The 25,970-nt window shown below is 45.7% G+C and carries 26 protein-coding genes and 1 riboswitch; of the genes, 16 read left to right on the top strand and 10 right to left on the bottom strand.

All coding sequences use genetic code 11. From position 1 onward, the window contains the following. Positions 1 to 48: 48 nt before the first annotated feature. Positions 49 to 1,701: a hypothetical protein gene (locus AACU19_RS09205; RefSeq protein ID WP_039021611.1), complete on the bottom strand. Its 1,653-nt coding sequence runs from the start codon at positions 1,699 to 1,701 to the stop codon at positions 49 to 51. 483 nt (positions 1,702 to 2,184) lie between these two features. Here AACU19_RS09205 and AACU19_RS09200 point away from each other — a divergent pair, with 483 nt between their 5' ends. Both AACU19_RS09200 and AACU19_RS09195 read left to right on the top strand, forming a co-directional pair. Next, complete coding sequence (locus AACU19_RS09200) at positions 2,185 to 2,454, top strand: hypothetical protein (RefSeq protein ID WP_241957762.1); 270 nt, start codon at positions 2,185 to 2,187, stop codon at positions 2,452 to 2,454. A 71-nt stretch (positions 2,455 to 2,525) separates the two neighbouring features. Then, positions 2,526 to 4,481, top strand: coding sequence for a pentapeptide repeat-containing protein (locus AACU19_RS09195; RefSeq protein ID WP_241957761.1), 1,956 nt, complete (start codon positions 2,526 to 2,528; stop codon positions 4,479 to 4,481). 175 nt (positions 4,482 to 4,656) lie between these two features. Here the strand turns inward: AACU19_RS09195 and yvcK are convergent, their stop codons facing one another. Next, positions 4,657 to 5,565: a uridine diphosphate-N-acetylglucosamine-binding protein YvcK gene (gene yvcK, locus AACU19_RS09190; protein WP_001246025.1), complete on the bottom strand. Its 909-nt coding sequence runs from the start codon at positions 5,563 to 5,565 to the stop codon at positions 4,657 to 4,659. A 265-nt stretch (positions 5,566 to 5,830) separates the two neighbouring features. Beyond that, positions 5,831 to 5,975: riboswitch (molybdenum cofactor riboswitch) on the top strand. Between yvcK and moaA the strand changes: the two genes are divergently transcribed. The 11 genes from moaA to AACU19_RS09135 all read left to right on the top strand — a co-directional run bounded on the left by moaA (position 5,963) and on the right by AACU19_RS09135 (position 12,460). Then, positions 5,963 to 6,952: a GTP 3',8-cyclase MoaA gene (gene moaA / locus AACU19_RS09185; protein ID WP_105278132.1), complete on the top strand. Its 990-nt coding sequence runs from the start codon at positions 5,963 to 5,965 to the stop codon at positions 6,950 to 6,952. Its footprint overlaps the riboswitch before it by 13 nt. 21 nt (positions 6,953 to 6,973) lie before the next feature. Continuing rightward, complete coding sequence (gene moaB, locus AACU19_RS09180; protein ID WP_032183780.1) at positions 6,974 to 7,486, top strand: molybdenum cofactor biosynthesis protein B; 513 nt, start codon at positions 6,974 to 6,976, stop codon at positions 7,484 to 7,486. Positions 7,487 to 7,488: 2 nt separating this feature from the next. Further along, a complete protein-coding gene (gene moaC, locus AACU19_RS09175; RefSeq protein ID WP_000080885.1) occupies positions 7,489 to 7,974 on the top strand; it encodes a cyclic pyranopterin monophosphate synthase MoaC in 486 nt (161 codons plus the stop codon). After that, entirely contained in the window at positions 7,967 to 8,212 is a 246-nt protein-coding gene (gene moaD / locus AACU19_RS09170; protein ID WP_000598604.1) for a molybdopterin synthase sulfur carrier subunit, read from the top strand. Before moaC ends, moaD begins: the two co-directional genes overlap by 8 nt. 1 nt (position 8,213) lies before the next feature. Then, positions 8,214 to 8,666 carry a molybdopterin synthase catalytic subunit MoaE gene (gene moaE, locus AACU19_RS09165; RefSeq protein ID WP_000852287.1) on the top strand — a complete coding sequence of 151 codons (453 nt, stop codon included), beginning with the start codon at positions 8,214 to 8,216 and terminating at the stop codon, positions 8,664 to 8,666. Between the two features lie 136 nt (positions 8,667 to 8,802). Further along, on the top strand, positions 8,803 to 9,507 hold the full coding sequence (locus AACU19_RS09160; protein ID WP_105278131.1) for a Bax inhibitor-1/YccA family protein: 705 nt from the start codon (positions 8,803 to 8,805) through the stop codon (positions 9,505 to 9,507). Positions 9,508 to 9,615: 108 nt separating this feature from the next. After that, the gene (locus AACU19_RS09155) at positions 9,616 to 10,356 is read left to right on the top strand and encodes a Bax inhibitor-1 family protein (RefSeq protein WP_241232088.1); all 741 of its coding nucleotides are present in this window, start codon (positions 9,616 to 9,618) and stop codon (positions 10,354 to 10,356) included. 68 nt (positions 10,357 to 10,424) lie between these two features. Then, positions 10,425 to 11,138, top strand: coding sequence for a Bax inhibitor-1/YccA family protein (locus AACU19_RS09150; protein ID WP_105278130.1), 714 nt, complete (start codon positions 10,425 to 10,427; stop codon positions 11,136 to 11,138). Between the two features lie 23 nt (positions 11,139 to 11,161). After that, entirely contained in the window at positions 11,162 to 11,860 is a 699-nt protein-coding gene (locus AACU19_RS09145; RefSeq protein ID WP_105278274.1) for a hypothetical protein, read from the top strand. Between the two features lie 8 nt (positions 11,861 to 11,868). Continuing rightward, positions 11,869 to 12,225, top strand: coding sequence for a DUF3969 family protein (locus tag AACU19_RS09140; protein ID WP_088541620.1), 357 nt, complete (start codon positions 11,869 to 11,871; stop codon positions 12,223 to 12,225). Between the two features lie 13 nt (positions 12,226 to 12,238). Next, positions 12,239 to 12,460 carry a hypothetical protein gene (locus tag AACU19_RS09135; protein ID WP_088541621.1) on the top strand — a complete coding sequence of 74 codons (222 nt, stop codon included), beginning with the start codon at positions 12,239 to 12,241 and terminating at the stop codon, positions 12,458 to 12,460. A 3-nt stretch (positions 12,461 to 12,463) separates the two neighbouring features. Here AACU19_RS09135 and AACU19_RS09130 read toward each other — a convergent pair whose 3' ends face one another. Genes AACU19_RS09130 through AACU19_RS09120 form a run of 3 tightly spaced genes read right to left on the bottom strand, consistent with a single transcriptional unit; the run spans position 12,464 to position 15,419 of the window. After that, positions 12,464 to 13,420 carry a lysylphosphatidylglycerol synthase domain-containing protein gene (locus tag AACU19_RS09130; protein WP_105278129.1) on the bottom strand — a complete coding sequence of 319 codons (957 nt, stop codon included), beginning with the start codon at positions 13,418 to 13,420 and terminating at the stop codon, positions 12,464 to 12,466. Further along, entirely contained in the window at positions 13,420 to 14,661 is a 1,242-nt protein-coding gene (clsB, locus tag AACU19_RS09125; protein ID WP_105278128.1) for a cardiolipin synthase ClsB, read from the bottom strand. Before clsB ends, AACU19_RS09130 begins: the two co-directional genes overlap by 1 nt. Continuing rightward, positions 14,658 to 15,419: an endonuclease/exonuclease/phosphatase family protein gene (locus AACU19_RS09120; RefSeq protein WP_046081814.1), complete on the bottom strand. Its 762-nt coding sequence runs from the start codon at positions 15,417 to 15,419 to the stop codon at positions 14,658 to 14,660. Before AACU19_RS09120 ends, clsB begins: the two co-directional genes overlap by 4 nt. Before the next feature lie 132 nt (positions 15,420 to 15,551). Between AACU19_RS09120 and AACU19_RS09115 the strand changes: the two genes are divergently transcribed. Further along, a complete protein-coding gene (locus AACU19_RS09115; protein WP_000871982.1) occupies positions 15,552 to 15,962 on the top strand; it encodes a YbhQ family protein in 411 nt (136 codons plus the stop codon). Here AACU19_RS09115 and AACU19_RS09110 read toward each other — a convergent pair. Genes AACU19_RS09110 through cecR form a run of 5 tightly spaced genes read right to left on the bottom strand, consistent with a single transcriptional unit; the run spans position 15,924 to position 21,565 of the window. Further along, entirely contained in the window at positions 15,924 to 17,030 is a 1,107-nt protein-coding gene (locus AACU19_RS09110) for an ABC transporter permease (protein ID WP_000469031.1), read from the bottom strand. The two genes, AACU19_RS09115 and AACU19_RS09110, sit on opposite strands and share 39 nt — an antisense overlap. A 10-nt stretch (positions 17,031 to 17,040) precedes the next feature. Then, on the bottom strand, positions 17,041 to 18,174 hold the full coding sequence (locus AACU19_RS09105; RefSeq protein ID WP_000070131.1) for an ABC transporter permease: 1,134 nt from the start codon (positions 18,172 to 18,174) through the stop codon (positions 17,041 to 17,043). Further along, positions 18,167 to 19,903 carry an ATP-binding cassette domain-containing protein gene (locus AACU19_RS09100; RefSeq protein ID WP_105278127.1) on the bottom strand — a complete coding sequence of 579 codons (1,737 nt, stop codon included), beginning with the start codon at positions 19,901 to 19,903 and terminating at the stop codon, positions 18,167 to 18,169. The genes AACU19_RS09105 and AACU19_RS09100 overlap by 8 nt, the downstream gene beginning before the upstream one ends. Continuing rightward, complete coding sequence (hlyD, locus tag AACU19_RS09095; RefSeq protein ID WP_001296990.1) at positions 19,896 to 20,891, bottom strand: secretion protein HlyD; 996 nt, start codon at positions 20,889 to 20,891, stop codon at positions 19,896 to 19,898. The genes AACU19_RS09100 and hlyD overlap by 8 nt, the downstream gene beginning before the upstream one ends. A 2-nt stretch (positions 20,892 to 20,893) precedes the next feature. Next, a complete protein-coding gene (cecR, locus tag AACU19_RS09090; RefSeq protein WP_105278273.1) occupies positions 20,894 to 21,565 on the bottom strand; it encodes a DNA-binding transcriptional regulator CecR in 672 nt (223 codons plus the stop codon). A 228-nt stretch (positions 21,566 to 21,793) separates the two neighbouring features. Between cecR and rhlE the strand changes: the two genes are divergently transcribed. Continuing rightward, complete coding sequence (gene rhlE / locus AACU19_RS09085) at positions 21,794 to 23,155, top strand: ATP-dependent RNA helicase RhlE (RefSeq protein ID WP_046081809.1); 1,362 nt, start codon at positions 21,794 to 21,796, stop codon at positions 23,153 to 23,155. 607 nt (positions 23,156 to 23,762) lie between these two features. Next, positions 23,763 to 25,775: a type III effector gene (locus AACU19_RS09080; protein WP_105278126.1), complete on the top strand. Its 2,013-nt coding sequence runs from the start codon at positions 23,763 to 23,765 to the stop codon at positions 25,773 to 25,775. The last annotated feature ends 195 nt before the right edge of the window (positions 25,776 to 25,970 follow it).

The raw sequence follows: 25,970 nt of genomic DNA, 5'->3' as shown, positions 1-25,970 counted from the left end.
CTGGTACGTTGATGTGCTAAACTAAAACTCATTACTTATTTACGTTATTCATAAAATTTGGCATGTTTTGAATGGTTGCGTTAATACAGAAAGATTTCTTTTTGTTCTCTGGGAAGTAGGATTTTCTGTATTTATTTTCTCTATGACGTCAATCAAGGCATTTGATATCTTAATATTTCCATTGTTAAATGCATATTTGATAAAGCTAAAATATTTATCATGGTCAGTGAGAATTAAATATGGTTTTCTTTTGTACATATCAGTAAGCTCGTTTAAATATTCTAATACGGTTTTATTCACATGCTCGATTGTTAACTCAGGCAATGCAAGTATTAATCTTGTTTCAAAGTCTTGAGTTTTGAAATTACATAATGGAAGACGTTTAATCAAATGGCTAAATAGATTTATTTTATTGATGCTTTCGGTATTCTGGTTTATTAAATAAAGTATGGTGTTGTAATAACTCACTCGTCCTTCGAATGTGCTGAAATCAATCATTTCTCGAAAAAGTTCATCGAAAATGAAAACGTTTTCTGGCGATACTCTGTACAGTTCACTAAGCATTTGAAATGTCAACCCATCTAAAGGTATTCTAAGTTGATACTCTGGTTCACCAGGAACTCTTAACTTATAATAATCACATAATCTGTTTACTTTAGTATCCTGAAATAATTTTAAAAGAAAGGTTGAGTAATCTGAAAGATTAATTCCGGAGAGGCAGTAGGCATGACCCAATTTAGTTATGAATTGAAATTTATCTTCAATGTCAGGAATGTTTGTAACTAAATTTAATAGTTCAGTTAATTGTTTTGGCATATCTTCTTTATAGGCTGATTCAATAGTAAAATATAGTGATATAATATCGCTCCCTTTTATTTCAGGTAATGCTTTGAATAAATGGGTATAGAGTTCAATCTTAATTTTTATATTAGAAAATCTTAGCTTCTCCAGGAAATCCTTTAAGTTAATCTTGATTTTAATAGCTAGATTTTCAAGATAAGAAATAAATAAAATAATACCTCTTATTTTGTCTTCATCATTATTAAAATGATTGATTATTTCCAGGAATGAGTTTTGTAAGTGTGGTTCTGATAATAACATCTCTTTTTTAAAAGAAAAGACATAATTGTTAGCGATATCAAGTAAAAAATGTAAATTGCACGGTTCGTAAAAGCAGGGATCATCTATCGATTGAGTAAAAATATTCTGAATAATGAAACTTATGGCCTCTTTATTATGAATTTTATTTAGAGCGTTTTTATATATTTCAATTAGTAGTGTGTTATTGTTTGTTATATATTGTATTAGGGCTGCTTTAAAGAGGTTTGCAAACAAAGGTATATTTGCGAATATTCTGTTATATTCACTTTCAAATAACTGTCCCATAACTAATAATGTGTCTAAACTTTCCGAAAGCGGCATTCTTGATGTGTTTTCAATTAATAAATCATGTATTGTATTAATATTATTATGTAAACCATTTGATATATTCTGGTAGGTGCTGATATTATTATTTATATATGAACTTATAAGCTGATTATTGAAATCATTTTCACGCCCGAGCTCTTTCCAGCGTGCAAATTCCTCATTAAATTTTTTTGCGCCATTATCAAACCATGAATGCAAAACTTTTGGGGGGCATTTTTCTGGAAATCTTTCCGGAAGACGGGGAGTGCATGATGTAAAAAATCTAGGGTGCATAATTATTTCCTTTTAATGTTAAAGTACTAAATTCGCCGCATAATAAGATAATCGTTGCTTTTTGAGGGTACTTACTTACTCAATCGTTTGTTATCAAATTGAGTAATTTTTTAAACAAGTAAAGATATTTTTCTATCAAAAATCGCTCATTTAGTCGGACAAAATTAATGTGTTAATGAAAGTTCGAAGTTAAGTGTGTTTAGATCCTTCTACGCAAGACATAACATGAGTCAAGTTTATCCAATGGACTCAATTTATATTAACGACAATACTCTTTATCTCAATTATCTTAAGTTTAATATAATGATAATGCATATATATTAATTGTTATAATTATAGGTGTAATTATTTAAAAGTTAATAAATAATATGCTTTTATTTGTGTAATCGGGAACAAGCCTATTTGAAATGAGCGATTTTTGATAGTAAATAAACTGTATTCAGGAAGACTGCAGCAATTAATTGTTTATCTGATGGAGGCAGCATGATGTTATCAGTTAATCATCGACAGTCATCTTTTGAAATTGATGAAAAGCGCGCAGAGCAATTGCTTCTTGCTGACAATGACCATACTTTTTATATGAGTAAATGGGAGCGGCTTTTTGATGTGCTGCGATTCATTTTGGGTTTCGAAACGAAAAAAGATTTTTTAAGTAGAATGTATAATGATATCCATTCTCGCTATGGATTGTTTTTATCACCTTACCTTACCGATGAAAAAAAGAATATAATAAAGAACGTAATGAGTTTTTGACCCTGAAAAATTTTTGTCCTCCGCACATGCATGAGCTTTTTAAGTGCAAGATAGAATTTTCAGACAGTGTGATGACAACAACTTATTTTATTGGAGATAAACCAGTCAGAACTCGACAACTAATTATTTTGCAGGATCCCAATGGGCGCTTTGATTTTTCGAGGCTCAATTTTGAAGATACTGAATTCGGTGAATCAAATTTTTCTAACGTTAATTTTAATGATGCTAATATGAAGAGAGCAACACTCATGGATTGCAAATTGAGCGGTGCTAGTTTTGTAAGGACAGATCTAACAGAAGCCAAGGGTTGTGCAGATTTTTCAGGATGTTATATGGAGTATGCCATATTGAATGGCGCACAGTTTGAAAATAGTTCATTCAAGAATGCCACTTTATTTTCCTGTGATGTTGCTGGTACGAATATGTCGGGGGTAAATTTTGAATACGCAACTATAGAGAGAGGTGACTTTAGTACTTGTATTTTAAAAAATATAGTGTTGCGTGAAGCGAAAATAATAAAAATGCATACGGGATCTATGCGGAAATTTTTCTTTGACGATACTCCTCCATTACAAGATTTAATCAGGGTTGATATATGTAAAGCAAAAGAACATATCCAGAAAATTTATCAAATCTTTGAAGATATCTCTGAAGATTCAATGCCTGAAATAAAAAAAATCCTCGCCAACGAACTGAGTACAAAAAATTGTATCTATGACCTTGCAAAATTAAAAAAGGATGTATCAGAAATTAATTGCTTAGCAAAATACTATACGTCTAACAGACCACCAGAGGGATTAAATGATATATTGCAAAATGATGATATAAATATATTTGATAACTTTATTTTGTCATTAATTACAGTTGATTGCTGTATCTCTTCTTCTTTTTTGTTTAATCTTAGTGAAGAGAGGATTAATTATTATTTAGATCGCTTTACAGAACAACCTACATTAATGTTATCATTTAGTACTGCATATGTAATGATGACTGACCTGGCACTAAAAAGTAAAAATAATATATTGGCAGAAAAAGCATATAATATTTATAAAACATATTTACAACATAAGGATGTTAAACCTTATACTGAAGGAAATGATTATCCAGACTTCTCGGAATGGCGTAAACAACAAGATCATGATGATGCTTGGTACGTATTGTTTTCAGCACAGCAAAATAATCGTGCAATGCGTCTTTCATCTAATGCCTTAAATAAAATGTTGGATACCACTATTAAAAATAAGGACTGGGACCATTTTTATCTATATGCAGCACCAGAACAAGTGTGCTCGCTTGCAGATATTAATCTTAATACCGTATTGATGACCGAATTCCCAGTGTTTTCCTACCCATGGAAACGGTCACAACATAATATTTTATTAAAAAATTATCTCAAAATCCTTCAGCTTGGTGATCTATACGAACCATTTGTCACTGCATCACAAAGTTGTTGTTCTCAAACCAAAATGGATGGTATTGATGAACAAATAAAATTAAATGAAATTTTTGCGCCTCTTATGAAACTCATAGATAATTACTCATTGCAGGCGCAATCTATAGAAGGTGCGGGTTACGAAATGTTAAGTAAAAATAAAAAGATAAAACAAAAAAAGAATGTTAGCGAACTATTGAAGTATAAGTCTTGTTTAAATATTAAGGGAAACCATTATAAAGATTTAATGAAGGCTTGCAGAATGGAAAATGCAAATAAAACGGAACAAGCAATGCTTCTGATAAGTTTTGCTGTCGTGTTCGCAAGATATTCTTCAGCTTCAAGTTTAGGAACGGAATACAATTCTCCGCAAATCCTCAGAATTTACTCTGCTGCTCTTTTACTAAAAGCATATGAACTGGAAAACTCGATTGTTGAATCTGAAGCTCTGGATAACTGGTTAACGGTACTACTGGGATTAGGCTCTGGTTTAAATTGCACGGCTATTTTATCAAAAAATATAGCAGATTATACTCGTTCTCATCATATTGATAAATATTTAGATTCGGTGGCTCCCAAAGCATGGGGATTATAACATTATTAGAATAGTCATGGCACAAGAAACATCAAGAAGCAAAACTAAATTCCAGAAAGTGGAAAGATAAATGAGCTGCTAACAATGGGGTTGTGCCAAAAAAAGGTGACTATGGCCTTCTATAATTTAAAACGCCATAGTCACAGTCGTATTTTTCTGCCCCCGGCACAGGCGCTTAACCTAGTGCCTGTAATGCCTTTTCCAGTGCGTTATGCAGCAACTGGCGGTCATGACGATAAGGAATATCGCTGGCCTCCAGTACTTCCTGAATCACAATTCTGTTGTTAACTGCGGATACATCAGCTTTCGGTCCAACAACTACCGCATCAATCACTTTTTTACCAACATACTGCTCCATAATCGCCAGCTTATTTTCCAGCTTGAGATTTGCAGCAGGCAGGCTTAATTCTCGCCCCAAATTACCGATATACACCATCGGGGCAGGCGTTCGGCGTAATGCCTGAGCCATTTCCTTGAGCAGCAGAATGGGCATAAGACTAGTATAAAAACTCCCTGGCCCAATAATGATCAGATCCGCCTCATTAATCGCCAGCACCGCTTCACGTGTGGCAGGTACGTTGGGGGTTAAGAGTAGCTCCTGTATCGGCGCAGTGAGCTGGTCAATATTGACCTCGCCGTATACTTCATGCCCCTGATCGTCAATCGCCATTAAATCAACAGGATGCTCCGACATCGGAATCAAATGTGCGTCCACTTTCAACAGATTGCGAATCAGATTAATCGCTTCAAGAGGCCGCACGCTAAGGTGATCCAGTGCCTTCAACATCAGGTTTCCAAGGTTGTGCCCGGAAAGTTCGCCATTACCGCCGAAACGATATTCAAACATTGCGGAAGCGACGCTGGGTTCCGTTATCAACTGGTTAAGGCAATTGCGCATATCGCCCCAGGCAATTCCACCTTCTGAGCGGCGAATACGCCCCGTTGAACCACCGTTATCCGTGGTGGTCACGATACCCGTTAAACGAGAACCCAAAGACGAAAGTGATGAGAGAACGCGTCCCAGTCCATGCCCTCCGCCGAGAGCAACGACACGATCAAGGTCAGCCAACGTACGATTGCGCATTATAGTTTCCTGGAGTCAGATTTTCCGCGCTACAGTAGCGCAAATTGCGGGGAAACAGCAATTAACCTGCCAATATTGAGGATACAAACTATTTTCTTCTACCTCTAAAGGACGATGTACGCTATGCATCCGTGATGATGTATATCAAAGTAAAACCGCTATTTTCCCTTATTCTGTAGCGAAATAGCACGATCATGACGCTATATATATGATTATATAGCGAAAGTGTGGATGGTAAAAATCCTGTTTACACGCTAGTATCGGCTTAACCACTAAACACTCTAGCCTCTGCACCTGGGTCAACTGATACGGTGCTTTGGCCGTGACAATGCTTACAAAGATTGCCACCAGGGCGAAGGAAGAAATGACTTCGCCTCCCGTATCTGGAAAGGTGTACATGGCTTCACAACTGACTGATGCATTTGCGCGTAAGTTTTACTACTTGCGCCTGTCGATTACCGATGTGTGCAACTTCCGTTGCACCTACTGCCTGCCGGATGGCTACAAACCGAGCGGCGTCACCAATAAAGGCTTTCTGACCGTCGATGAAATTCGCCGGGTTACGCGCGCCTTCGCCAGTCTGGGCACCGAAAAAGTCCGTCTGACGGGCGGAGAGCCGTCTTTGCGTCGCGACTTTACCGATATCATCGCCGCTGTGCGAGAAAACGACGCTATTCGCCAGATAGCGGTCACCACCAATGGTTACCGTCTGGAACGCGATGTAGCGAACTGGCGTGATGCTGGTCTTACTGGTATCAACGTTAGTGTCGATAGCCTCGACGCTCGCCAGTTTTATGCTATTACCGGACAGGATAAATTCAATCAGGTCATGGCAGGGATCGATGCTGCATTTGAGGCCGGTTTTGAGAAGGTCAAAGTCAATACCGTGCTGATGCGTGATGTTAATCATCACCAACTCGACACCTTTCTGAACTGGATCCAGCATCGCCCCATCCAGCTGCGTTTCATCGAACTGATGGAAACGGGCGAGGGCAGCGAGCTTTTCCGCAAGCATCATATCTCTGGGCAGGTTCTGCGTGACGAGCTACTGCGTCGCGGTTGGATCCACCAATTACGTCAACGCAGCGACGGTCCCGCGCAAGTCTTTTGTCATCCGGATTACGCCGGAGAAATTGGCCTTATCATGCCGTATGAAAAAGACTTCTGCGCCACTTGCAACCGCCTGCGCGTCTCCTCCATTGGTAAACTCCATCTCTGCCTGTTCGGTGAAGGCGGCGTTAACCTGCGCGATTTACTGGAAGACGATACCCAGCAACAGGCGCTGGAAGCACGTATTTCAGCGGCGCTGCGGGAGAAAAAACAGACCCATTTCCTGCATCAAAATAACACCGGTATTACGCAAAACTTATCGTACATTGGCGGCTAAAACGTCAAAAGGAGAGATCAGATGAGTCAGGTAAGCACTGAATTTATCCCGACCCGTATTGCTATTCTTACGGTTTCTAATCGTCGCGGCGAAGAAGACGATACCTCCGGTCACTATCTGCGCGACTCGGCGCAGGACGCGGGTCATCACGTTGTCGATAAAGCCATTGTGAAAGAAAACCGCTATGCGATTCGTGCTCAGGTATCTGCGTGGATCGCCAGCGACGATGTACAAGTGGTGTTGATTACGGGTGGTACTGGCCTGACCGAAGGCGATCAGGCCCCTGAAGCACTGCTGCCGCTGTTCGACCGTGAAGTTGAAGGTTTTGGTGAAGTGTTCCGGATGTTGTCGTTCGAAGAGATTGGCACCTCAACGTTGCAATCTCGTGCGGTAGCGGGCGTCGCTAACAAAACGCTGATTTTCGCCATGCCGGGTTCGACCAAAGCGTGCCGTACCGCATGGGAAAATATCATCGCGCCGCAGCTGGATGCCCGTACGCGTCCGTGTAATTTCCATCCACATTTGAAGAAATAAGTATGTCGCAACTGACCCATATCAACGCCGCTGGCGAAGCGCACATGGTGGATGTCTCCGCCAAAGCGGAAACCGTGCGTGAAGCACGCGCCGAAGCCTTTGTCACCATGCGCAGCGAGACGCTGGCGATGATTATTGATGGTCGCCACCACAAAGGCGACGTATTTGCCACTGCGCGTATCGCCGGTATTCAGGCAGCAAAACGCACATGGGATTTGATCCCGCTGTGTCATCCGCTGATGCTCAGTAAAGTTGAAGTCAATTTGCAGGCCGAGCCGGAGCACAATCGGGTGCGTATAGAAACCTTATGCCGCCTGACCGGGAAAACCGGCGTTGAAATGGAAGCGTTAACCGCGGCCTCCGTGGCGGCGCTGACCATTTATGACATGTGCAAAGCGGTGCAAAAAGATATGGTAATTGGTCCGGTACGTTTGCTGGCGAAGAGCGGCGGCAAGTCAGGTGACTTTAAGGTGGAAGCGGATGATTAAAGTTCTTTTTTTCGCCCAGGTGCGCGAGTTGGTGGGAACAGATGCAAGCGAAGTGGCTGCGGATTTCCCAACCGTTGAAGCGTTACGCCAACATCTGGCTGCGCAGAGCGATCGCTGGGCGCTGGCGCTGGAAGATGGCAAATTGCTGGCTGCCGTCAACCAGACGCTGGTGAGTTTTGACCATCCGCTGACTGACGGCGACGAAGTGGCTTTCTTCCCGCCGGTAACCGGAGGTTAAGATGGCAGAAACCAAAATTGTTGTCGGCCCGCAGCCATTCAGCGTAGGAGAAGAGTATCCGTGGCTGGCGGAGCGTGATGAAGACGGTGCGGTAGTCACCTTTACCGGTAAGGTGCGCAACCATAACCTTGGCGACAGCGTCAAAGCATTAACCCTCGAACACTATCCGGGGATGACTGAAAAAGCACTGGCAGAAATTGTCGATGAAGCGCGTAACCGCTGGCCGCTGGGGCGCGTCACGGTGATTCACCGCATTGGGGAATTATGGCCGGGCGATGAAATCGTTTTTGTCGGTGTCACCAGTGCGCATCGCAGCAGTGCGTTTGAAGCCGGGCAGTTTATTATGGATTATCTCAAAACCCGCGCACCGTTCTGGAAGCGCGAAGCCACGCCGGAAGGCGACCGCTGGGTTGAAGCTCGGGAGAGCGATCAGCAGGCAGCAAAACGCTGGTAGTTTTTTGTTAGCCGGATAAGGCACCGCTGCGTCCGGCAATTTCACCGCTCAGTATATGCGTTTACGCTGCGTCGATGCACAGCCTCATCATTTTGCAGTATCCTTAAGATATTCCTTATATCTTCAGGAGATCGTCATGGACAGATTCCCACGTTCTGATTCAATTGTACAACCCCGGGCTGGCTTGCAAACTTATATGGTGCAAGTCTATGGCTGGATGACCGTTGGCTTGTTGCTGACCGCATTTGTTGCCTGGTATGCGGCTAATTCTGCGGCCGTGATGGAGCTATTGTTCACTAACCGTGTTTTTTTAATCGGTCTGATCATCGCGCAATTAGCACTGGTTATTGTGTTATCAGCGATGATTCAAAAGCTGAGCGCAAGTGTAACGACCATGCTCTTTATGCTTTATTCGGCGCTGACGGGTCTGACGCTTTCCAGTATTTTCATTGTCTATACCGCCGCCTCGATTGCCAGTACTTTCGTCGTTACTGCCGGGATGTTCGGCGCAATGAGCCTGTACGGTTACACCACCAAACGTGATTTAAGTGGCTTCGGCAATATGTTGTTTATGGCGTTGATCGGCATTGTGCTGGCATCGCTGGTGAACTTCTGGCTGAAAAGCGAAGCGTTGATGTGGGCAGTTACCTACATCGGCGTGATTGTCTTTGTCGGATTGACGGCGTATGACACGCAGAAACTGAAAAATATGGGTGAGCAGATTGATACCCGCGACACGTCGAACCTGCGCAAATATTCCATTCTTGGCGCGTTAACCTTATATCTGGACTTCATCAACCTGTTCCTGATGTTGCTGCGGATCTTCGGCAACCGCCGTTAATTCTTTTTCACCATCAATATCCCGGCCATGTGTCGGGATTTTTTTCGGATTTTATAAAGACTATTCCGCTCATTTACATGAGAACTGAATCGCCGCAAATGCCAGACTATGTCCACTACGCAATTTCAGGGGCAGATAACGCATTTGAACAGACGATCCACTGCTACTCAATTACAGCAAAAAAGCGCTTCGCTCAGCAAAATGCTGTTCCTCATTTGGTGGTTAACAGCTGCTGGAGTATGGGCTACGGCAGGCTGTGCCTGGATATTTCAGCACTTGCATTGGGTTGCTTCACTAGAATCTCCAGGCGCGTTTGTCTTCGCTTTATCTGCGCTGATAATAATTGGTTTCTGGTTAAACGATGCCCTGAAAAGGCTCGAGGCATCAGGCGCATGTCTGGTCTATCTGCTAATAATCCTACTTAATGGCTTTCTCTTCTCCAGACTTTTTACCTTTTCGAGCATAGCGAGGGTAATGGGAATTACGGGAGGGATGTTTGCCGCTATGGCGCTAATATGCTGTTGTATTAATAGGGTTATCCCACCAGTAAGACAGTTATGTTTATATATCTTCTGTGGTTTGAGTATTGCTTTTGTTGTTAACCTGATTCTTACCAGCAGTTTTTCCGTATGGTTAGCGAGTATTTTGACTGTCGTTATCTGGGGCGTTACGGCTGCCTGTGAAGCAACAACACTGGAAGATTTGATCCGTGTTGCCGACAACTCTGAATTTTCAGGTGTTCTTCGCTGTATTGTTGTAGGGGCAATAACACTCTATTTCAGTATCCTAAGCGTCCTTTTTAGACTTGCTGTAACGGTTCTTGACTTTATTAATGGTTTAGTGTGGTAGCGTGAATTGATGAGTTTTTTGCGTTAATTGCAATAGATATTGATATTCAACTTAAGGATATAAAAATAATGAAATCGTACTCATCAAAAAACATAACTAATGATTTTCAGTACGAGGCCAGGATATTAAATGCCATATGGCTCATTACCGCTGTCGGTTTGGCGGCAACCGCAGGACTGGCCTGGATAGCTAATTATCTCGAAATTACGGCAACCAAATATGATTCACCACCAATGTATGTTGTCATAGGATTATTATTACTTTGTATGTATGGCTTAAGTAAAGATATCAACAAGATAAATGCCGCCATCGCAGGCGTAATGTATCTGTTTTTAATCTCTTTGGTGGCGATTGTCGTTGCTATTTTAGCTCCTGTATCTGCCATTATCCTTGTGTTCAGCACTGCGGGCGCGATGTTTTTAATCAGTATGCTGGCCAGTTTATTATTTAATGTTGATCCTGGTTCTCACCGTTTCATCATTATGATGACGTTGACAGGGTTGGCCCTAGTGATCATCGTGAATACCGCATTAATGAGTGAACGGCCTGTTTGGGTAATAAGTTGCTTAATGATTGTCTTATGGTCAGGCATTATCTCGCATGGACGAAATAAGCTCCTTGAACTGACAGGAAAAAGCCATAGTGAAGAATTATGGAGTCCGGTTCGTTGTGCTTTTATAGGTGCATTAACACTCTATTACTATTTTATCGGCTTCTTTGGGATTCTTGCCGCTATAGCTATAACGCTTGTCTGGCAAAGGCATTCACGGTTTCAGTGGTAGTCATGATTTATGGAAAAATCACAATGACAGGTTTAATGAAAAAACAGCCTTTAATGACCAGAATGATGGCCTGTATCTGGTTGATAACAGCGGTTGGTTTATGGGTAACTGCAGGATTTGCATGGATAGCAGACTATTATAACATTACCGCAACGCATCAACATACCGCACCATTCTTTTTAGCCGTTGTCTTGCTTCTTATTTTTGGATACGGATTAAGGACTAAAATTGAGAAAATAAACACATTAACAATATGTATTGTTTATTTTTCCATAATCAGTCTATTCTCAATATTTATTGCAAGCCTTTTTTCGATTGCGTTTGTCAGGCTATTATTGGGCATCGGTGGGGCAATGTTCTTTCTTAGTACACTGCTGGCTTTGAGTTTTAGTATCAATATGGTCTCACGTTGGTTTGTTTTATTATTATTTGGGGGCGGTTGGAGTATTTCTTTTGTTTCTAATTTCGTCTTGTTGAATAGTTTGTATCTTTGGGTAATGAGTTTTTTCTTTGTATTATTATGGTCATATATTGTCTTAATGAAATTAAATGTACTGAAGCTTTATGTGCGCAAGTTATATAGCGATGAACCCTGGACGTTGAAGCATTGTGTCATTGCTGGGGCATTAATGCTTTACTTTGATTTTGTCTGCTTCTTTTGGTCAATTGTTGTAATGGTTTTTGAGTTGCTCAACGTCAGACAATGGTTGCGAAAGTCATAAGGAATAGTATGCAATTAGTTTACACCATCGATAATAAATATGTGGATAAATTTATGGCTATACTGCTTTCAGGAGTGTTACATTCCTTGAAAGAAGGCACGATAACTATAGATGAATCTGAACTCTTAGTTTTCAGACCTTTTATTTCCAGGGTTTTACACAAAAATAATTGTGATAAAGAGCTAATAGAGATAATTGATCTTGGTTGTGTTCTTGAAGATATTGAGTCATTGGTTCCTGAGTATCTTGATGATGCTTTAAAAAATTTAATAACCAAAACAAGTGATTTTACATATGCAATAAAAGATAATTATCCCGTAGGTAATAAAATGGAACATGCAGTATCTTTTATGTTTAGAAATTGAAAAGGTTTATAAAATGTTCAAAGATAAGACTCTGGCAGCAGATATCAGCGCATTAATGCTCAATATTGGTTCTCAATTAGATGCATCAGTATTATATGTTCAGCAAGCTTGCGATGAATCTGAGCTTAATATTTATAGTTCCGCCGTCGGGGAAATTATGGGGCGCATGTTAATCGATATCATGAACCCCATCTATAAACAGCATCCCGAACTTAAACCAAAAGAACTTAACTGAACTTCACATCGCCGCTTCATTTTTCGCTCGTAGCTTCTTCGCCTGGCTTTCCAGTAACAGGTAACAGATCAGCGCCAGCAGCAGTGGGATAAAGTAATACAGAACACGGTAAGCGAGCAGGGCGGCGATAATCGTTCCTTTTGATGTATGTTCACCTGCCAGTAGCGCAATAAACACCGCTTCCAGTACACCAATTCCCGCCGGAATATGCACGATGACGCCAGCAATACTACTAACCAGCAACACGCCCAGTACAAAGAAATAGTTCACGCTTTGACCAAGTAACAGCCAGATAATCGCCCCCATGACCATCCAGTTAACGCTGGAAATCAGCATCTGGGCGAGGGCGAATTTCCATGAGGGTAGCACCAGCTTCTGCCCTTTGATGGTCATATGGCGGTGCTTCGCGAAAGCGCAAAACCACAAATAAACCGCGATAATCATCAGTAAGCCAATGCCGAGAATACGCAGCGTAGTTTGATCGACATACCAGTGATCCGGCAGCTCCACCACGCCTGCGGTAAAGATAATCCCCGCTAGCAAAATATATCCCATCCAGTTGGTGGTAATACTGAGCGAAAAAATCCGCGTAATAGTGCTGCCCGGTAACCCCAGTCGGGAGTACAAACGATAGCGCATACCAATGCCGCCGACCCAGGTACTGAGCGTCAGGTTGAAGGCGTAACAGATAAACGACACCAGCATGACCTGGCGTTTTGCCAGTTTATGACCGCAGTAGAAGCGGGCGAGCAGATCATAGCAGCCATATATCAGATAGCTGACGACCACCAGCCCAATCGCACTGAGCAACGCAACGCGATTGTAGTCGCGGATGACCTTCCAGACCTCTTCCCAGTCCACTTTTTTGGCGTAGACCACCAGCAACACAATCACCGCGATAAAAAACAGCCAGGTGAGGATCTTCTTTGCTAAGCGCCAGCGCGGGCGTGATTTACTCATCAGGATTTCACCCCCGTATTTTCAGTTTCTACCCGATCCTGCGTTTCCATTGTCGGTTGTGCGGGGGGATCAACTTGCGCCAGACGCGGCGTGTGCGCCGGAAGCCAGCCCACCAGCGCCGGGAAGTGGCGTAAAAAATGGAATGCCAGCACGCTTTTGGTCAGGTTCCACCAGGTGCGTTTCGGCAGCATGGATTCATCCACCTGTTGACAGTCGGCGGCGATGATGCCGTTCAGATTATCGCGTAGCGTCTGGTTAAAATTACGATCGTGGATGATGACGTTTGCTTCGAGATTCAGCGACAAACTGAGCGGATCGAGATTACTGGACCCTACCGTCGCCCAGTGATCGTCCATCAATGCCACTTTACCGTGGAGCGGGCGGCGGCGGTACTCAAATACCTGAACGCCGCCTTTAACCAGATAGTTGTACAGTAAACGCGCGCCGACTCTGACAATGGGCATATCCGGTTCGCCCTGAATGATCAGCTTGATCCGCACCCCGCGCCGTGCCGCTTTACGTAAGGCGTGCAAAAATCGATAGCCAGGAAAGAAGTAGGCGTTGGCGATAATCACTTCCCGACGCGCCTGAGTGAGCATTTTCAGATAGTGGCGTTCGATATCATCACGATGTTCTTCGTTATCGCGCCAAACCAATAATACCTGCGCTTCTCCCGGCTGGCGGTTTTCTTCCGCTTTGTGATGACGTCGCCACCAGCGTCGTGCTGCGCTGTGTCCTGGCAGGTTTTCCAGTTCAAACTGGAGAATATCTTCGACAATCGGCCCTTCAAGGCGCACTGCGTAATCCTGTTTAGCCTCTGGACCGTAGCTGGACATATGCTCGGCGGAGTAATTCAGCCCACCAATAAAGGCGATACGTGCGTCGATCACCACAATTTTGCGATGCATCCGGCGGAATACATTAGTACGCATACCGAACAGGCGAGGGCGGGGATCGTAATAACGAAATACCACGCCAGCCGCAGTCAGTTCATTGACAAACTCATCGCTGAGATCCGGTGAACCGTAGCCATCCAGCAAGACTTCCGCTTTTACCCCGCGTTGCGCTGCTGACAGTAGCGCCGCATGCAGCTGTTTGCCGACGTCATCCTCAAACCAGATAAACGTTTCAAGAATGATGCGTTCTTGCGCCTCGCCAATCGCCTTAAACACCGCGGGATAATATTGCTCGCCGTTTTCCAGCAACTGGATCTTATTGCCTTCGCGCCAGCTACATTTCATAAATGAATCTCCGCACTTAAAGGGGCATGATCAGAAAGGTGTCGCCATGTCCGCAGCGGCAACGCAGTTGGCGCGCTGGCGCTGGCATTTTTGACATAGATCCTGTCCAGACGTAGTAGAGGAAATTGCACCGGAAACGTGCGCGCCGGGCGTCCGTGGGCGCGGGTAAATATCTCATCCAGCCCGGCCTGCACTTTTAAGGGATGATTGGCTTTTTGCCGCCAGTCGTTGAAATCACCTGCCACTAATACCGGTTCGCCGTCCGGCAGCTCATTCACCCATTCAGCGAGCATCGCAAGCTGCGCCTGACGGTGCGCTTCACGCAGGCCCAGATGTACGCACATCACATGAATCGCTTTTCCGGTCATCGGCGGCACAATACGGCAGTAGAGCACGCCGCGCTTTTCTGCACCATCGATCGAAACATCACGATTCTCATAATGTTCAATGGGATAGCGCGATAGTACGGCGTTTCCATGATGCCCTTCCGGGTACACCGCATTGCGACCGTAGGCAAAATCGCTCCACATAGTGTCAGCGAGAAACTCGTAGTGCGAGGTATCGGGCCAGTTTTCCACATGCAGCGGATGAACTTCGTGCGCGCCCATCACTTCCTGCAGGCAAACAATATCGGCGCTGACGGTACGCACGGCGTCGCGAAGTTCCGGCAAAATGAAGCGTCGGTTAAACGCGGTAAAGCCTTTGTGAATATTGATGGTGAGCACCTTGAACGAAAATTGTTGTGTTTGAACGGGCATAATTTTCCTGTCTTTGCCTCTTATCTCATTGAAATAGTGTAGTCGGCGTCACAAAAAGGTGCGGTCTTACGGAATTTTCCGTAAAGTTCGGTACTCTGAGTAAGTAGAGATAAATTCTTCAGGAGAGAAGCCATGAAGTGGCAACAACGTGTTCGTGTCGCAACGGGTCTAAGTTGCTGGCAGATTATGTTGCATTTACTGGTAGTGGCGCTGCTGGTGGTGGGCTGGATGAGTAAAACTCTGGTTCACGTTGGCGTAGGATTATGCGCACTGTATTGTGTCACGGTAGTGATGATGCTGGTGTTTCAGCGCCACCCCGAGCAACGCTGGCGTGAGGTGGCAGACGTGCTGGAAGAACTGACCACAACCTGGTATTTTGGCGCAGCGCTGATTGTGCTGTGGCTGTTATCCCGCGTACTGGAAAACAACTTTTTGCTGGCGATTGCAGGGCTGGCGATCCTTGCTGGCCCGGCAGTAGTGTCTTTACTGGCGAAAGATAAGAAGTTACATCACCTTACGTCTAAACATCGCGTACGCCGCTGACCCTGTCGTGGCCGTTATCACCAGTAGCGGCCACAAACTATTCCACACAATATCCAGACTCGCATCCTTCAAATAAATCTGCTTGGTAATGTCCGTAAAGTGGCGGATAGGGTTAATCCACGTCAGGTTTTGCAGCCACACCGGCATGTTCTCCACTGGCGAAACGTAACCGGAAAGGAGAATGGCGGGCATCATAAAGACAAACACGCCGATAAACGCCTGCTGTTGTGTTGAACAGAGTGATGAAATCAACAGACCGAATCCCACCAGCGATAAACCGTAAATTACCATCGTAAAGTAGAACAGCGCCAGCGATCCGGCGAAGGGGATTTGATACGCCCAGATACCAATCGCCAGCACAATGGTTGCCTGAAACGTGGCGACAATTAACGCAGGTACGGCTTTGCCGATAAATATCTGCCAGGTGGTGAGGGGAGAAACCAGTAACTGATCGAGCGTACCCTGTTCACGTTCGCGGGCGACGGAAAGTGAAGTGACGATCATTACGCCGATAGTGGTGATCATGGCGATCAGCGACGGCACCACAAACCATTTGTAGTCGAGATTCGGGTTATACCAGTTGCGTACCACCAGCTCGCTGTTGTTGGGTTTCGGTTTTCCTTCCAGCAGCTCCTGCTGATAATTTTTGACAATCTGTTGCAGGTAGTTGGCGGCAATTTGCGCACTGTTGGAGTTGCGTCCGTCGAGGATCAACTGCAATGGCGCGGTCTGGAAGGTATCCAGTTTGCGTGAGAAGTCAGCCGGGAAACGCACCAACAATAACGCCTTTTGCGTGTCGATGGTTGGGCGGATCTCCTGTGGGCTTTTCAGTAGCAGCACATGGGTAAAGGCGCTGGCGCGGGCAAAACGTTGGGTCAGCTCCACCGAATGCTCGCCGTTATCTTCATCGTAGATGGCGATGGTGGCGTTAGTCACTTCCAGCGTGGCGGCGAACGGGAACAGAATCACCTGAATCAGCACGGGCAAAATCAGAATCGCGCGGGTTTGCGGTTCGCGCAGCAGCGACTGCAACTCTTTGCGGATTAACGTCCATAAGCGATGAAACATGCTCTTCTCCCTAATCCAGCCGACGTTTGGTTTTCAGCCACGTCAGGCCGATAAACATCACCGCCGAAGCGATCAAAAACAGCACGTTCACCACCAGCACCACTGGAATATTCCCGGCGAGGAACAGGCTTTGCAGGGTACTGACGAAATAACGTGCGGGAATAATGTACGTCACCGCGCGGATCACCGCGGGCATACTGTCTATCTGAAAAATAAAGCCGGAAAGCATAATCGACGGCAGAAACGCGGCGTTCAGGGCGACCTGAGCGGCATTGAACTGGTTGCGGGTAATCGTGGAAATCAACAGCCCCATCCCCAGAGTACTGAGCAAAAACAGGCTGGAGATAAAAAACAGAATCAGCAGTGACCCGCGATACGGCACGCCGAGAATAAACACCGACACCAGCATACACAGCAACATCGCCAGCATCCCAAGGAAGTAATAAGGGATCAGCTTACACAGCAACAGTTCCGTGCGGGTTATCTCCGTAGAGAGTAACGCCTCCATGGTGCCGCGTTCCCATTCTCGCGCCACCACCAGCGAGGTGAGAATCGCGCCGATAACCGTCATGATGATGGTTACCGCACCGGGGATAATAAAGTGCTGGCTAATCGCCGCCGGGTTAAACCAGTAGCGAGTCTGGACGTCGATAAGTGGTTCAAAAGTCTGCCCGTTGTCCTCTGCCCGCTGCATTTGCCAGATCTGCCAGATCCCTTCGACATAACCTTGCACAAAGTTAGCGGTATTCGGCTCACTGCCGTCGGTGATCACCTGAATCGGCGCGGTAGCGTTGGCGCGCTCCATCTGTTCGGCGAAATCCACCGGAATCACCACCAGGCCACGAATTTTTCCCGCCTGCATTTTGGCGATCAATTCCTGACGGTTATCGCTGATGGTGGCGTCGATGTAGGGCGAACCGGTCATGGTATGGGTGAAATCCAGCGCCGCTTCGCTACGCTGTTCCAGCAAAATCCCAACCCGCAGCTTGCTGGAGTCGAGGTTAATGCCGTAGCCAAATATAAACAGCAGCAACAGTGGGATCACCACTGCAATCAGCCAGCTACTCGGATCGCGAACGATCTGCCGCGTCTCTTTGACGCACAGCGCCCGCACGCGACGCCAGGACAGGATCGGATTACTCATTGCCATGCTCCTTATCCCAGTCGTGGATCAACTGAATAAAGGCCTGCTCCATTGTGGGATCGGGTTGCTCGTCGTTGGCCGACTGCGCTTTCAAATCATCTGGCGTGCCGCTGGCGATTAATTTCCCACGATACACCAGGCCGATGCGGTCACAATATTCTGCTTCATCCATAAAGTGGGTGGTGACCATTACCGTGACGCCTTTCTCTACCATGCTGTTGATATGCAACCAAAATTCACGGCGGGTGAGGGGATCAACGCCGGAAGTCGGTTCGTCGAGAAACAGAATGTCCGGTTCATGCATTAGCGAACAGGCCAGCGCCAGACGCTGTTTAAAACCTAATGGCAGTTCATCGGTCGCGTGGGAGGCGATACTTTTCAGGCCAAACGCCTCGCTCATACGGGCGATTTTTTCGTTCTGCGCCCGCCCGCGTAAGCCATACACACCAGAAAAAAAGCGTAAATTCTGTTCGACCGTCAGGTTGCCATAGAGCGAAAACTTTTGCGCCATATAGCCGAGATGCTGGCGTGCTTTACCGGAACTCTCTTTCAGATCCATTCCCAGCACCAGCGCCTGGCCGGATGTTGGCACCAGCAAACCGCACATCATCTTAAAGGTGGTCGATTTCCCTGCGCCGTTTGGCCCGAGCAGACCAAAAATCTCTCCACGTTTAACGGCAAAGTTGACGTGATCGGTGGCGGCAAAATCACCAAATTTCTTGGTCAGTTCTTTCGCTTCGATCACCGTCTCGTCAGGCGTACCTTCCACCGTATGCAATATTGCGCCCAGCGGTGATTCTGAGGTTCCGGCACCGCCCAGCAAATCAATAAACGCATCTTCAAAGCGGGGCGTGGTTTCGTTGATATTGATTTCCGGCATTCCGTCGGCATGGCGAATATCGTCTGGTGTGGCCTCTTTTTTGAGGATCAGACGTACCGATTTCCCCTGAATCATGCCGTCGCTCACCTGTGGCAGTTTCAAGGCGCGTTGCAACAATTTGCGGTTGCCCTCGTGCGGGCTGGTCATCAGAAAGCTACGTCCGGCCATGGTTTGTGTCAGGGCCGTCGGTTCTCCCTGATACAGCAACTCGCCTTCGTTCATCAGCAACACGTCACGGCACTGTTCGGCTTCGTCGAGATACGAGGTGCTCCAGAGAATTAACATTCCTTCGCCCGCCAGCTCATGCACCATCTGCCACAGTTCGCGCCGTGAGATAGGGTCAACGCCGACGCCGGGTTCATCGAGCAGCAACACTTTCGGTTCGCCCACCAGGGTACAGGCCAGACCGAGTTTTTGTTTCATCCCACCGGAGAGCTTGCCCGCCAGACGTCCGGTAAACGGGCCAAGAGATGTAAACTCCAGCAGGCGAGCAAAAGTCTGCTTCCGCGCTTCACCGGTGACGCTGCGCAAATCCGCGTACAGATTGAGGTTCTCCATCACCGTGAGATCTTCATACAGGCCGAATTTCTGCGGCATATAGCCGAGAACGGCGTGCAGCGCGCCGTCGTTTTTGATCGGATCAAAGCCAATCACCGTGGCGCTGCCGCTATCGGGTTTCAGTAATCCCGCCAGCATGCGCATCAGTGTGGTTTTACCTGCGCCATCCGGCCCCACCAGCCCCGTTACATAACCAGCATGAATGGTACAGTCGAGCGGCGCGACGGCGGGCTTGTCCATGCCCGGAAAGCGTTTTTCCAGACCGTTCAGCGTAATAACGGCATCATTCATGTCCTGCCTCGTTACCGAATTGCACCGTCACCGGCATTCCCTGGCGTAAGGCATCATCGGCGTCGGTCACCACAATACGCAGGCGATAGACGAGGTCGGTACGCAGATCCGGCGTTTCGACAGTTTTCGGGGTAAATTCAGCGGTAGGCGAAACGAAACCAATCTGCCCGTGATACGGTTTGTCCGGGCGACCGTCGGTATAAAGCAGCACTTTGCGCCCCGGCTGGGCCTGGTCGAGATTACGTTCATCAACATAAGCACGTACCCACACCGGACGTGTCAGTGAGACGGTAAAGACTGTGCCACCTTCATTGAGCACCGTGCCAGGCTCTACCGCGCGGGTTAACAGCGTGCCATCAGACGGTGCTATTAACGTTGAGTCCTGTAAATTCAGCTCCGCCTGCGCCAGTTGCGCCTGCGCCTGTTCGAGACTGGCTTTCGCCTGGGCGATGTCCTGTTCACGATTACCGGAGCGATACTGACGCAATTTATCCTGTGCTGATTTCAGCGTTGCCTGCGCCTGGTCGCGCGAGGAGCGGGCATTTTCCAGGTCGTTTGCCGAAATAGTGCGACTTTTCCACAACCCTTGCTGGCGGTTGTAGAAGTTCTGCGCATAGTCATATGCGGCCTGCGCCTGTTTTACGGCGGCGGCGGCCTGAGCGATTTCTTCATCGCGATACCCGGCAAGCATCAGGTCATACTGCGCCTGTGCCACCGAAACACCCGCTTTTGCCTGCATCAGGGCAATTTCATACGGCTTATGATCCAGTTCACCCAGCACCTGGCCCGCTTTAATCGCATCACCTTCGTCCACGGCCAGCGACTCAACGCGACCACCGACACGGAAGCTAAGATTCACGGTGCGAATATCCACGTTGCCATATAACGTCAGGCCGTTATCCTGGCGGCTTTGATACCACCAGTAGCCTCCGGCAACCACGGCGGCAAGTACCACTACCGCCAGTCCGATCACGACAGGTTTTTTCATCACTACAAACTCCTTTGCGATAATCCTTGCAAAATCAGGTCGATATGACAGGTCACCGTCTGGTTGATCAGTTCGGTCTTTTCTTCATCGAACGCGGTCCAGCCGGTACGTAACAAAATAGTTTCTTTGCCAAGACGAAACGCCAGAATCTCGCCAATCAACGCATGGGTATGGAGGATCATGCGGGTGTCGTTGGCGTCGCAGCCGGTCCAGGCGGCAATCAGGCGTGTAAGGTGGCTGTGTAGCGGGCTAATCACCTGTTCATGCACCAGGTGGTAGGCTGCCGTAGGAGAGAGTTGCTCACGGGAGATAAACTTGCTGAGGTTGACGGTGTCATCCTGGGTGAGCAGCTTAATCATGTTCCTGCAGGCACGAAGGATCAGTTCACGAATAGCTGCGCGATCCGGCTGTGGTTGTGCGAACAAGCGTTCGGCTTCTTCAGCGTGCGGACGGAACTGCTCGCCAATGAAATCGGCAATCCATTGGGCGCAGGCGAGATATAAATCTTCTTTCGAACCGAAGTAATAGGTGATGGCAGCGATATTCTGCCCGGCCTGGGCGGCTATCTCGCGGGTGGTGGCGTTCATTCCATATTCGCCAAACTGCGCCAGTGCGGCAGCAATCAGCTGATTTTTCGCCTGTTCACCCTTGATTGTCATGGCAGGATTATTCATCGCACAGTCCATTCTTAATCAAATGATTGATTAAGATTATGTCTCCATCCTGGAGTTGTCCAGTATGGCTAAGAATTTTAGCTACGCCAGTCACAGGGATAATTTATGCGCTGGGTCACAAAAACTGCTACACTCCGCCCCCTCATGACATTGTGGTTTTTGTCATTTTCCTTTTCAGTATCTCCCTGAAAACTACACCGGTAACGGTCGGGGCGGTTCGGAGTAGTTATGTCTTTCGATTCTTTGGGTTTAAGCCCTGATATCCTGCGCGCCGTTGCCGAGCAAGGTTACCGTGAACCCACCCCTATTCAGCAGCAGGCGATCCCAGCGGTGCTTGAAGGCCGCGACCTGATGGCTAGCGCCCAGACCGGCACTGGCAAAACGGCAGGCTTTACGCTGCCCCTGTTGCAACATTTGATTACCCGCCAGCCGCACGCCAAAGGGCGTCGTCCGGTCCGTGCGCTCATTCTTACTCCAACCCGTGAACTGGCTGCACAGATTGGCGAAAACGTCCGTGATTACAGCAAATACCTGAACATTCGTTCGCTGGTCGTATTTGGCGGTGTGAGCATTAACCCGCAGATGATGAAGCTGCGTGGCGGCGTTGATGTGCTGGTGGCAACGCCGGGACGTCTGCTGGACCTGGAACATCAGAATGCAGTGAAGCTGGACCAGATAGAAATCCTGGTCCTCGATGAAGCTGACCGTATGCTCGACATGGGCTTTATCCACGATATCCGTCGTGTGTTGACTAAGCTGCCAGCGAAGCGCCAGAACCTGTTGTTCTCCGCCACTTTCTCAGACGATATTAAAAACCTGGCGGAAAAACTGCTGCATAACCCACTGGAAATTGAAGTGGCACGCCGCAATACCGCGTCTGATCAGGTGACCCAGCACGTTCACTTTGTCGATAAGAAACGTAAACGCGAATTACTGTCGCACATGATTGGTAAAGGGAACTGGCAGCAGGTGCTGGTGTTTACCCGTACCAAACACGGTGCTAACCATCTGGCTGAACAGCTCAATAAAGATGGTATCCGCAGTGCGGCGATCCACGGTAATAAATCGCAAGGTGCGCGTACTCGTGCGCTGGCCGATTTTAAATCGGGCGATATTCGTGTTCTGGTGGCAACTGACATCGCTGCACGCGGTCTGGATATCGAAGAGTTGCCGCACGTCGTCAACTATGAACTGCCAAACGTACCGGAAGATTACGTCCACCGTATCGGGCGTACCGGTCGTGCAGCGGCAACTGGTGAAGCGTTATCTCTGGTGTGTGTGGATGAACACAAACTTCTGCGTGATATCGAAAAACTGCTGAAAAAAGAGATTCCACGCATTGCGATTCCGGGTTATGAGCCGGACCCGTCAATCAAGGCCGAACCGATACAGAACGGTCGCCAGCAACGTGGAGGCGGTCGTGGACAAGGCGGTGGTCGCGGTCAACAGCAACCACGCCGTGCGGAAAGTGGTGCGAAGTCTGGTAACGCGAAGCCCGCAGAAAAACCGTCTCGTCGTCTCGGCGATGCCAAACCGGCAGGCGAACAACAACGTCGCCGCCGTCCGCGTAAACCTGCCGCTGCGCAGTAATACCATGTAAGGGCAAAAGAGTATCACAGGCTTTTGCCCTTTATTCAGGTAACACGGTCAGACATGCATGTCATGTCTGATTTTATTGTTTTTAATAAATTTGCTTTATGATCTATCTAGTGTATTTAAAATGGCAATGAAATTATTTCTTCTTGCAATTTCACTTATTGTTAATAACATTGGTTGATATTCATAAACAAATTTTGGGAAAGTCTGGAATAAACATGCTATTGCATAAAGTGTTTGTTCATCATCTGGAAAATTATTATGAGATATGTGATTTAGTATTAGCTTGATTCTGTCCCTGATTTTATTATTTTCATTGTCTATAGTGTATCCGACTATCTCCCTAAGCAAAATAAAGTGTGCAGTCGTTTCATTACCGTATATCTTTAGCATTTCCAATAAACTATCAAAAATCGCTCATTTCTGCTTATTGATAGAAAGATTGATCGCCAGTCTGTTTAGAGCGGTGCAGCAGCAAACTTTCATAACCAGGTTATCCTGAGTTTACTGTGCGAAAAGTTAAAAATGAGCGATTTCTGTAAGATTCCCTATTTTGCCAGGCTTATGATCCGCAGATCATTCATGTGCAAAGGAGCGGTGTATGGATTGTTCAAAATGCAATGGTTATGCGACGATGTTATTAAATATGGTGCAGGGTTCTGACCCGGTTAATTTACTGGAATTACATGGTTTCCTTGAACACTTCGCATATTATGTTTCATTTGGCAAATTTAATGCTGGCCACCAGCGCTATAATGCATTTAAAAAATTCGTCAGTGAGATTTCGGAGATCAGCGCAAATGATATCAATATGACGATTAAAACCGGGCAATCCAGACATGAAAATGTGATCTCTATAAATATGAATAATGCAATTCATCGTGATGAGAAAGGGATCACCGTCAGAATAGATAATATTAATGGAAAGAAAAATAACTCTAATTCATCAGATGTTTTTATTCCTTATGTAAATACATTTTCTGACCTCAAAAATAAAATACTCAGGATGAAAATTGAACTGACTGAAGGTAGTGGTTTTTCTAAAAGTCTTTTTGACAGTCAGATTGAGACGCATATTCTGAGGGATATTAATTCGCTTAACGTTGGTGAGAAATTGAATGATGATAATCTTGCATATCATTCTATATTCACTAACGAATTCTCTGTTATTATTCCGCCATCCTATTATGATGCGACTTCTGCAGTAAACGCTAATAATATTGTGAGAGAAAAACTATATGAAAGTGATAGTAAAGTTAAAGATATCGTCGATGATATGTCTAATCATGACGTGGAGAGCGAAAAAGATATATTTGTAATCGGGGGGATGATAGAAAAACTAGAGTCTCTGGCAGACGAATCTTTCAATGATAATACTGATAACATAAAAACAGTAAAAGATTTGCTAACGCAATTAACTGATGGCATGGAACTCTTCACGCTGCGGGACATGGTAGCATTCCCATCGTCCATAATAGCAAAACTATTAAAATCCCCACTTAATAGCGATCATGAACTTGTTATGCGCGCATTGGATACGTATCTGTGCTACTTCAGAAATAAAAATCTGAGTAACGATGCGGAAATAATTAACTTTTTCCATGCTCTCTTTTTAAAGAGACCAGAGTTGATGGTTTCTGAAAATTATAGATTTATTCAATTTATTGATTTGCTTTTTGAAAACAGAAGTGTTGAAGAGAAAAACTTAGCATTTGACCTTTATCACAATTATCAGGTATTACCTGAAATAAAACAATTCGTTACTGCAGAAATAAAATTGAATTTCAATGAGCAGCAAGGATTGTTAGATAAAAATAATAAATGTTATATCCTGTTATCATCCGATAACTCCGGGCGAGTAATGCGCTTATCGCACCAGGCGTTAATCTCAATGCTTGAGCCAGAAGTTAAGAAAAAGACCATCTGGAATAATTACTCTATTTATCCATCTTTGCAGGATACCCATGAAGTTGTCAGAGATGATCCAGAAACGATTTGTACGTGTGCATTTCCTTTATTTGCAAAAGGATGGGAATATGCGCAGAAAAATAAGAAACACCAATTGATTCTCAATGCTCTTGGATTGAAAGGTTATATTCGTGATGTATTTATGTCAGCAATAATGCGAAAAACAGACTTTGTGCCAGAATCGGATAATCAACCGACAGAATTTAAATCATTATTTTCCTCTTTGATGACCGATTCAGACCAATGGCAACAGCATACTTTGAAAGAAAAACATTACACTAATCTATTAACGATGCTGGATCTCAAAGAGGCCAGTGAAAGTGATAAGTCTAAAATATTTTTTTGTCTGTCTGCCGTATTTGCAAATATTTCTCACAGTAATGTCTTTTACGGTATTCCTGATGCGTCAAAAATTTTAAAACGTTATGCATTTGCTTTATTGGCTAAAGCTCACTCTTTAGATGAAAATATGATAAGCAGTCAAACTTTTAATACATACAAAGCGGTATTGCTTGATTTCAATAATCTGTCTAATGAAGAGGCCAACCAGCTGCGTATAAGTTCGTTATATCGTGATATGGTCCGCTACGCACAATATCGTTTTTCTAAAGTTTTATCCGAGTGGACGCCAGACGCATGGCTGTAAAGATCCCAACAGGATAATGGCATTGATGGCCCTGGCTCAGGCCAGGGCGGGCAATACCGGTTCCTGCGAAGCGATGACGGCGGCAAGTGTAACCACGAAATGAGGTATCACTTGCTGTTTTCTGCCCTGAAGACTGGCGCTCACCGTGCCGTCGAACTTTCAATCAACTATATTGTGTGAGGGCGTGTTTGCGAG

Origin of the sequence: Escherichia sp. MOD1-EC4550 (assembly GCF_963876935.1) — a bacterium.
GTDB classification, from domain to species: Bacteria; Pseudomonadota; Gammaproteobacteria; order Enterobacterales; family Enterobacteriaceae; genus Escherichia; species Escherichia coli_F.
Note: the sequence above shows the minus strand (reverse complement) of the source record. Positions and strands in the feature narration are given on the sequence as shown.

Coding starts and splice junctions, on each gene's coding strand:
- moaC (WP_000080885.1), top strand. CDS start 7,489: ATGTCGCAACTGACCCATATCAACGCCGCTGGCGAAGCGCACATGGTG.
- AACU19_RS09105 (WP_000070131.1), bottom strand. CDS start 18,174: ATGAGTAATCCGATCCTGTCCTGGCGTCGCGTGCGGGCGCTGTGCGTC.
- AACU19_RS09205 (WP_039021611.1), bottom strand. CDS start 1,701: ATGCACCCTAGATTTTTTACATCATGCACTCCCCGTCTTCCGGAAAGA.
- moaA (WP_105278132.1), top strand. CDS start 5,963: ATGGCTTCACAACTGACTGATGCATTTGCGCGTAAGTTTTACTACTTG.
- moaB (WP_032183780.1), top strand. CDS start 6,974: ATGAGTCAGGTAAGCACTGAATTTATCCCGACCCGTATTGCTATTCTT.
- moaE (WP_000852287.1), top strand. CDS start 8,214: ATGGCAGAAACCAAAATTGTTGTCGGCCCGCAGCCATTCAGCGTAGGA.
- clsB (WP_105278128.1), bottom strand. CDS start 14,661: ATGAAATGTAGCTGGCGCGAAGGCAATAAGATCCAGTTGCTGGAAAAC.
- AACU19_RS09135 (WP_088541621.1), top strand. CDS start 12,239: ATGTTCAAAGATAAGACTCTGGCAGCAGATATCAGCGCATTAATGCTC.
- AACU19_RS09150 (WP_105278130.1), top strand. CDS start 10,425: ATGAAATCGTACTCATCAAAAAACATAACTAATGATTTTCAGTACGAG.
- AACU19_RS09195 (WP_241957761.1), top strand. CDS start 2,526: ATGACAACAACTTATTTTATTGGAGATAAACCAGTCAGAACTCGACAA.
- AACU19_RS09080 (WP_105278126.1), top strand. CDS start 23,763: ATGGATTGTTCAAAATGCAATGGTTATGCGACGATGTTATTAAATATG.
- AACU19_RS09200 (WP_241957762.1), top strand. CDS start 2,185: ATGATGTTATCAGTTAATCATCGACAGTCATCTTTTGAAATTGATGAA.
- moaD (WP_000598604.1), top strand. CDS start 7,967: ATGATTAAAGTTCTTTTTTTCGCCCAGGTGCGCGAGTTGGTGGGAACA.
- rhlE (WP_046081809.1), top strand. CDS start 21,794: ATGTCTTTCGATTCTTTGGGTTTAAGCCCTGATATCCTGCGCGCCGTT.
- AACU19_RS09115 (WP_000871982.1), top strand. CDS start 15,552: ATGAAGTGGCAACAACGTGTTCGTGTCGCAACGGGTCTAAGTTGCTGG.
- AACU19_RS09145 (WP_105278274.1), top strand. CDS start 11,162: ATGACAGGTTTAATGAAAAAACAGCCTTTAATGACCAGAATGATGGCC.
- AACU19_RS09155 (WP_241232088.1), top strand. CDS start 9,616: ATGTCCACTACGCAATTTCAGGGGCAGATAACGCATTTGAACAGACGA.
- cecR (WP_105278273.1), bottom strand. CDS start 21,565: ATGAATAATCCTGCCATGACAATCAAGGGTGAACAGGCGAAAAATCAG.
- yvcK (WP_001246025.1), bottom strand. CDS start 5,565: ATGCGCAATCGTACGTTGGCTGACCTTGATCGTGTCGTTGCTCTCGGC.
- AACU19_RS09140 (WP_088541620.1), top strand. CDS start 11,869: ATGCAATTAGTTTACACCATCGATAATAAATATGTGGATAAATTTATG.
- AACU19_RS09130 (WP_105278129.1), bottom strand. CDS start 13,420: ATGAGTAAATCACGCCCGCGCTGGCGCTTAGCAAAGAAGATCCTCACC.
- AACU19_RS09100 (WP_105278127.1), bottom strand. CDS start 19,903: ATGAATGATGCCGTTATTACGCTGAACGGTCTGGAAAAACGCTTTCCG.
- AACU19_RS09110 (WP_000469031.1), bottom strand. CDS start 17,030: ATGTTTCATCGCTTATGGACGTTAATCCGCAAAGAGTTGCAGTCGCTG.
- AACU19_RS09160 (WP_105278131.1), top strand. CDS start 8,803: ATGGACAGATTCCCACGTTCTGATTCAATTGTACAACCCCGGGCTGGC.
- AACU19_RS09120 (WP_046081814.1), bottom strand. CDS start 15,419: ATGCCCGTTCAAACACAACAATTTTCGTTCAAGGTGCTCACCATCAAT.
- hlyD (WP_001296990.1), bottom strand. CDS start 20,891: ATGAAAAAACCTGTCGTGATCGGACTGGCGGTAGTGGTACTTGCCGCC.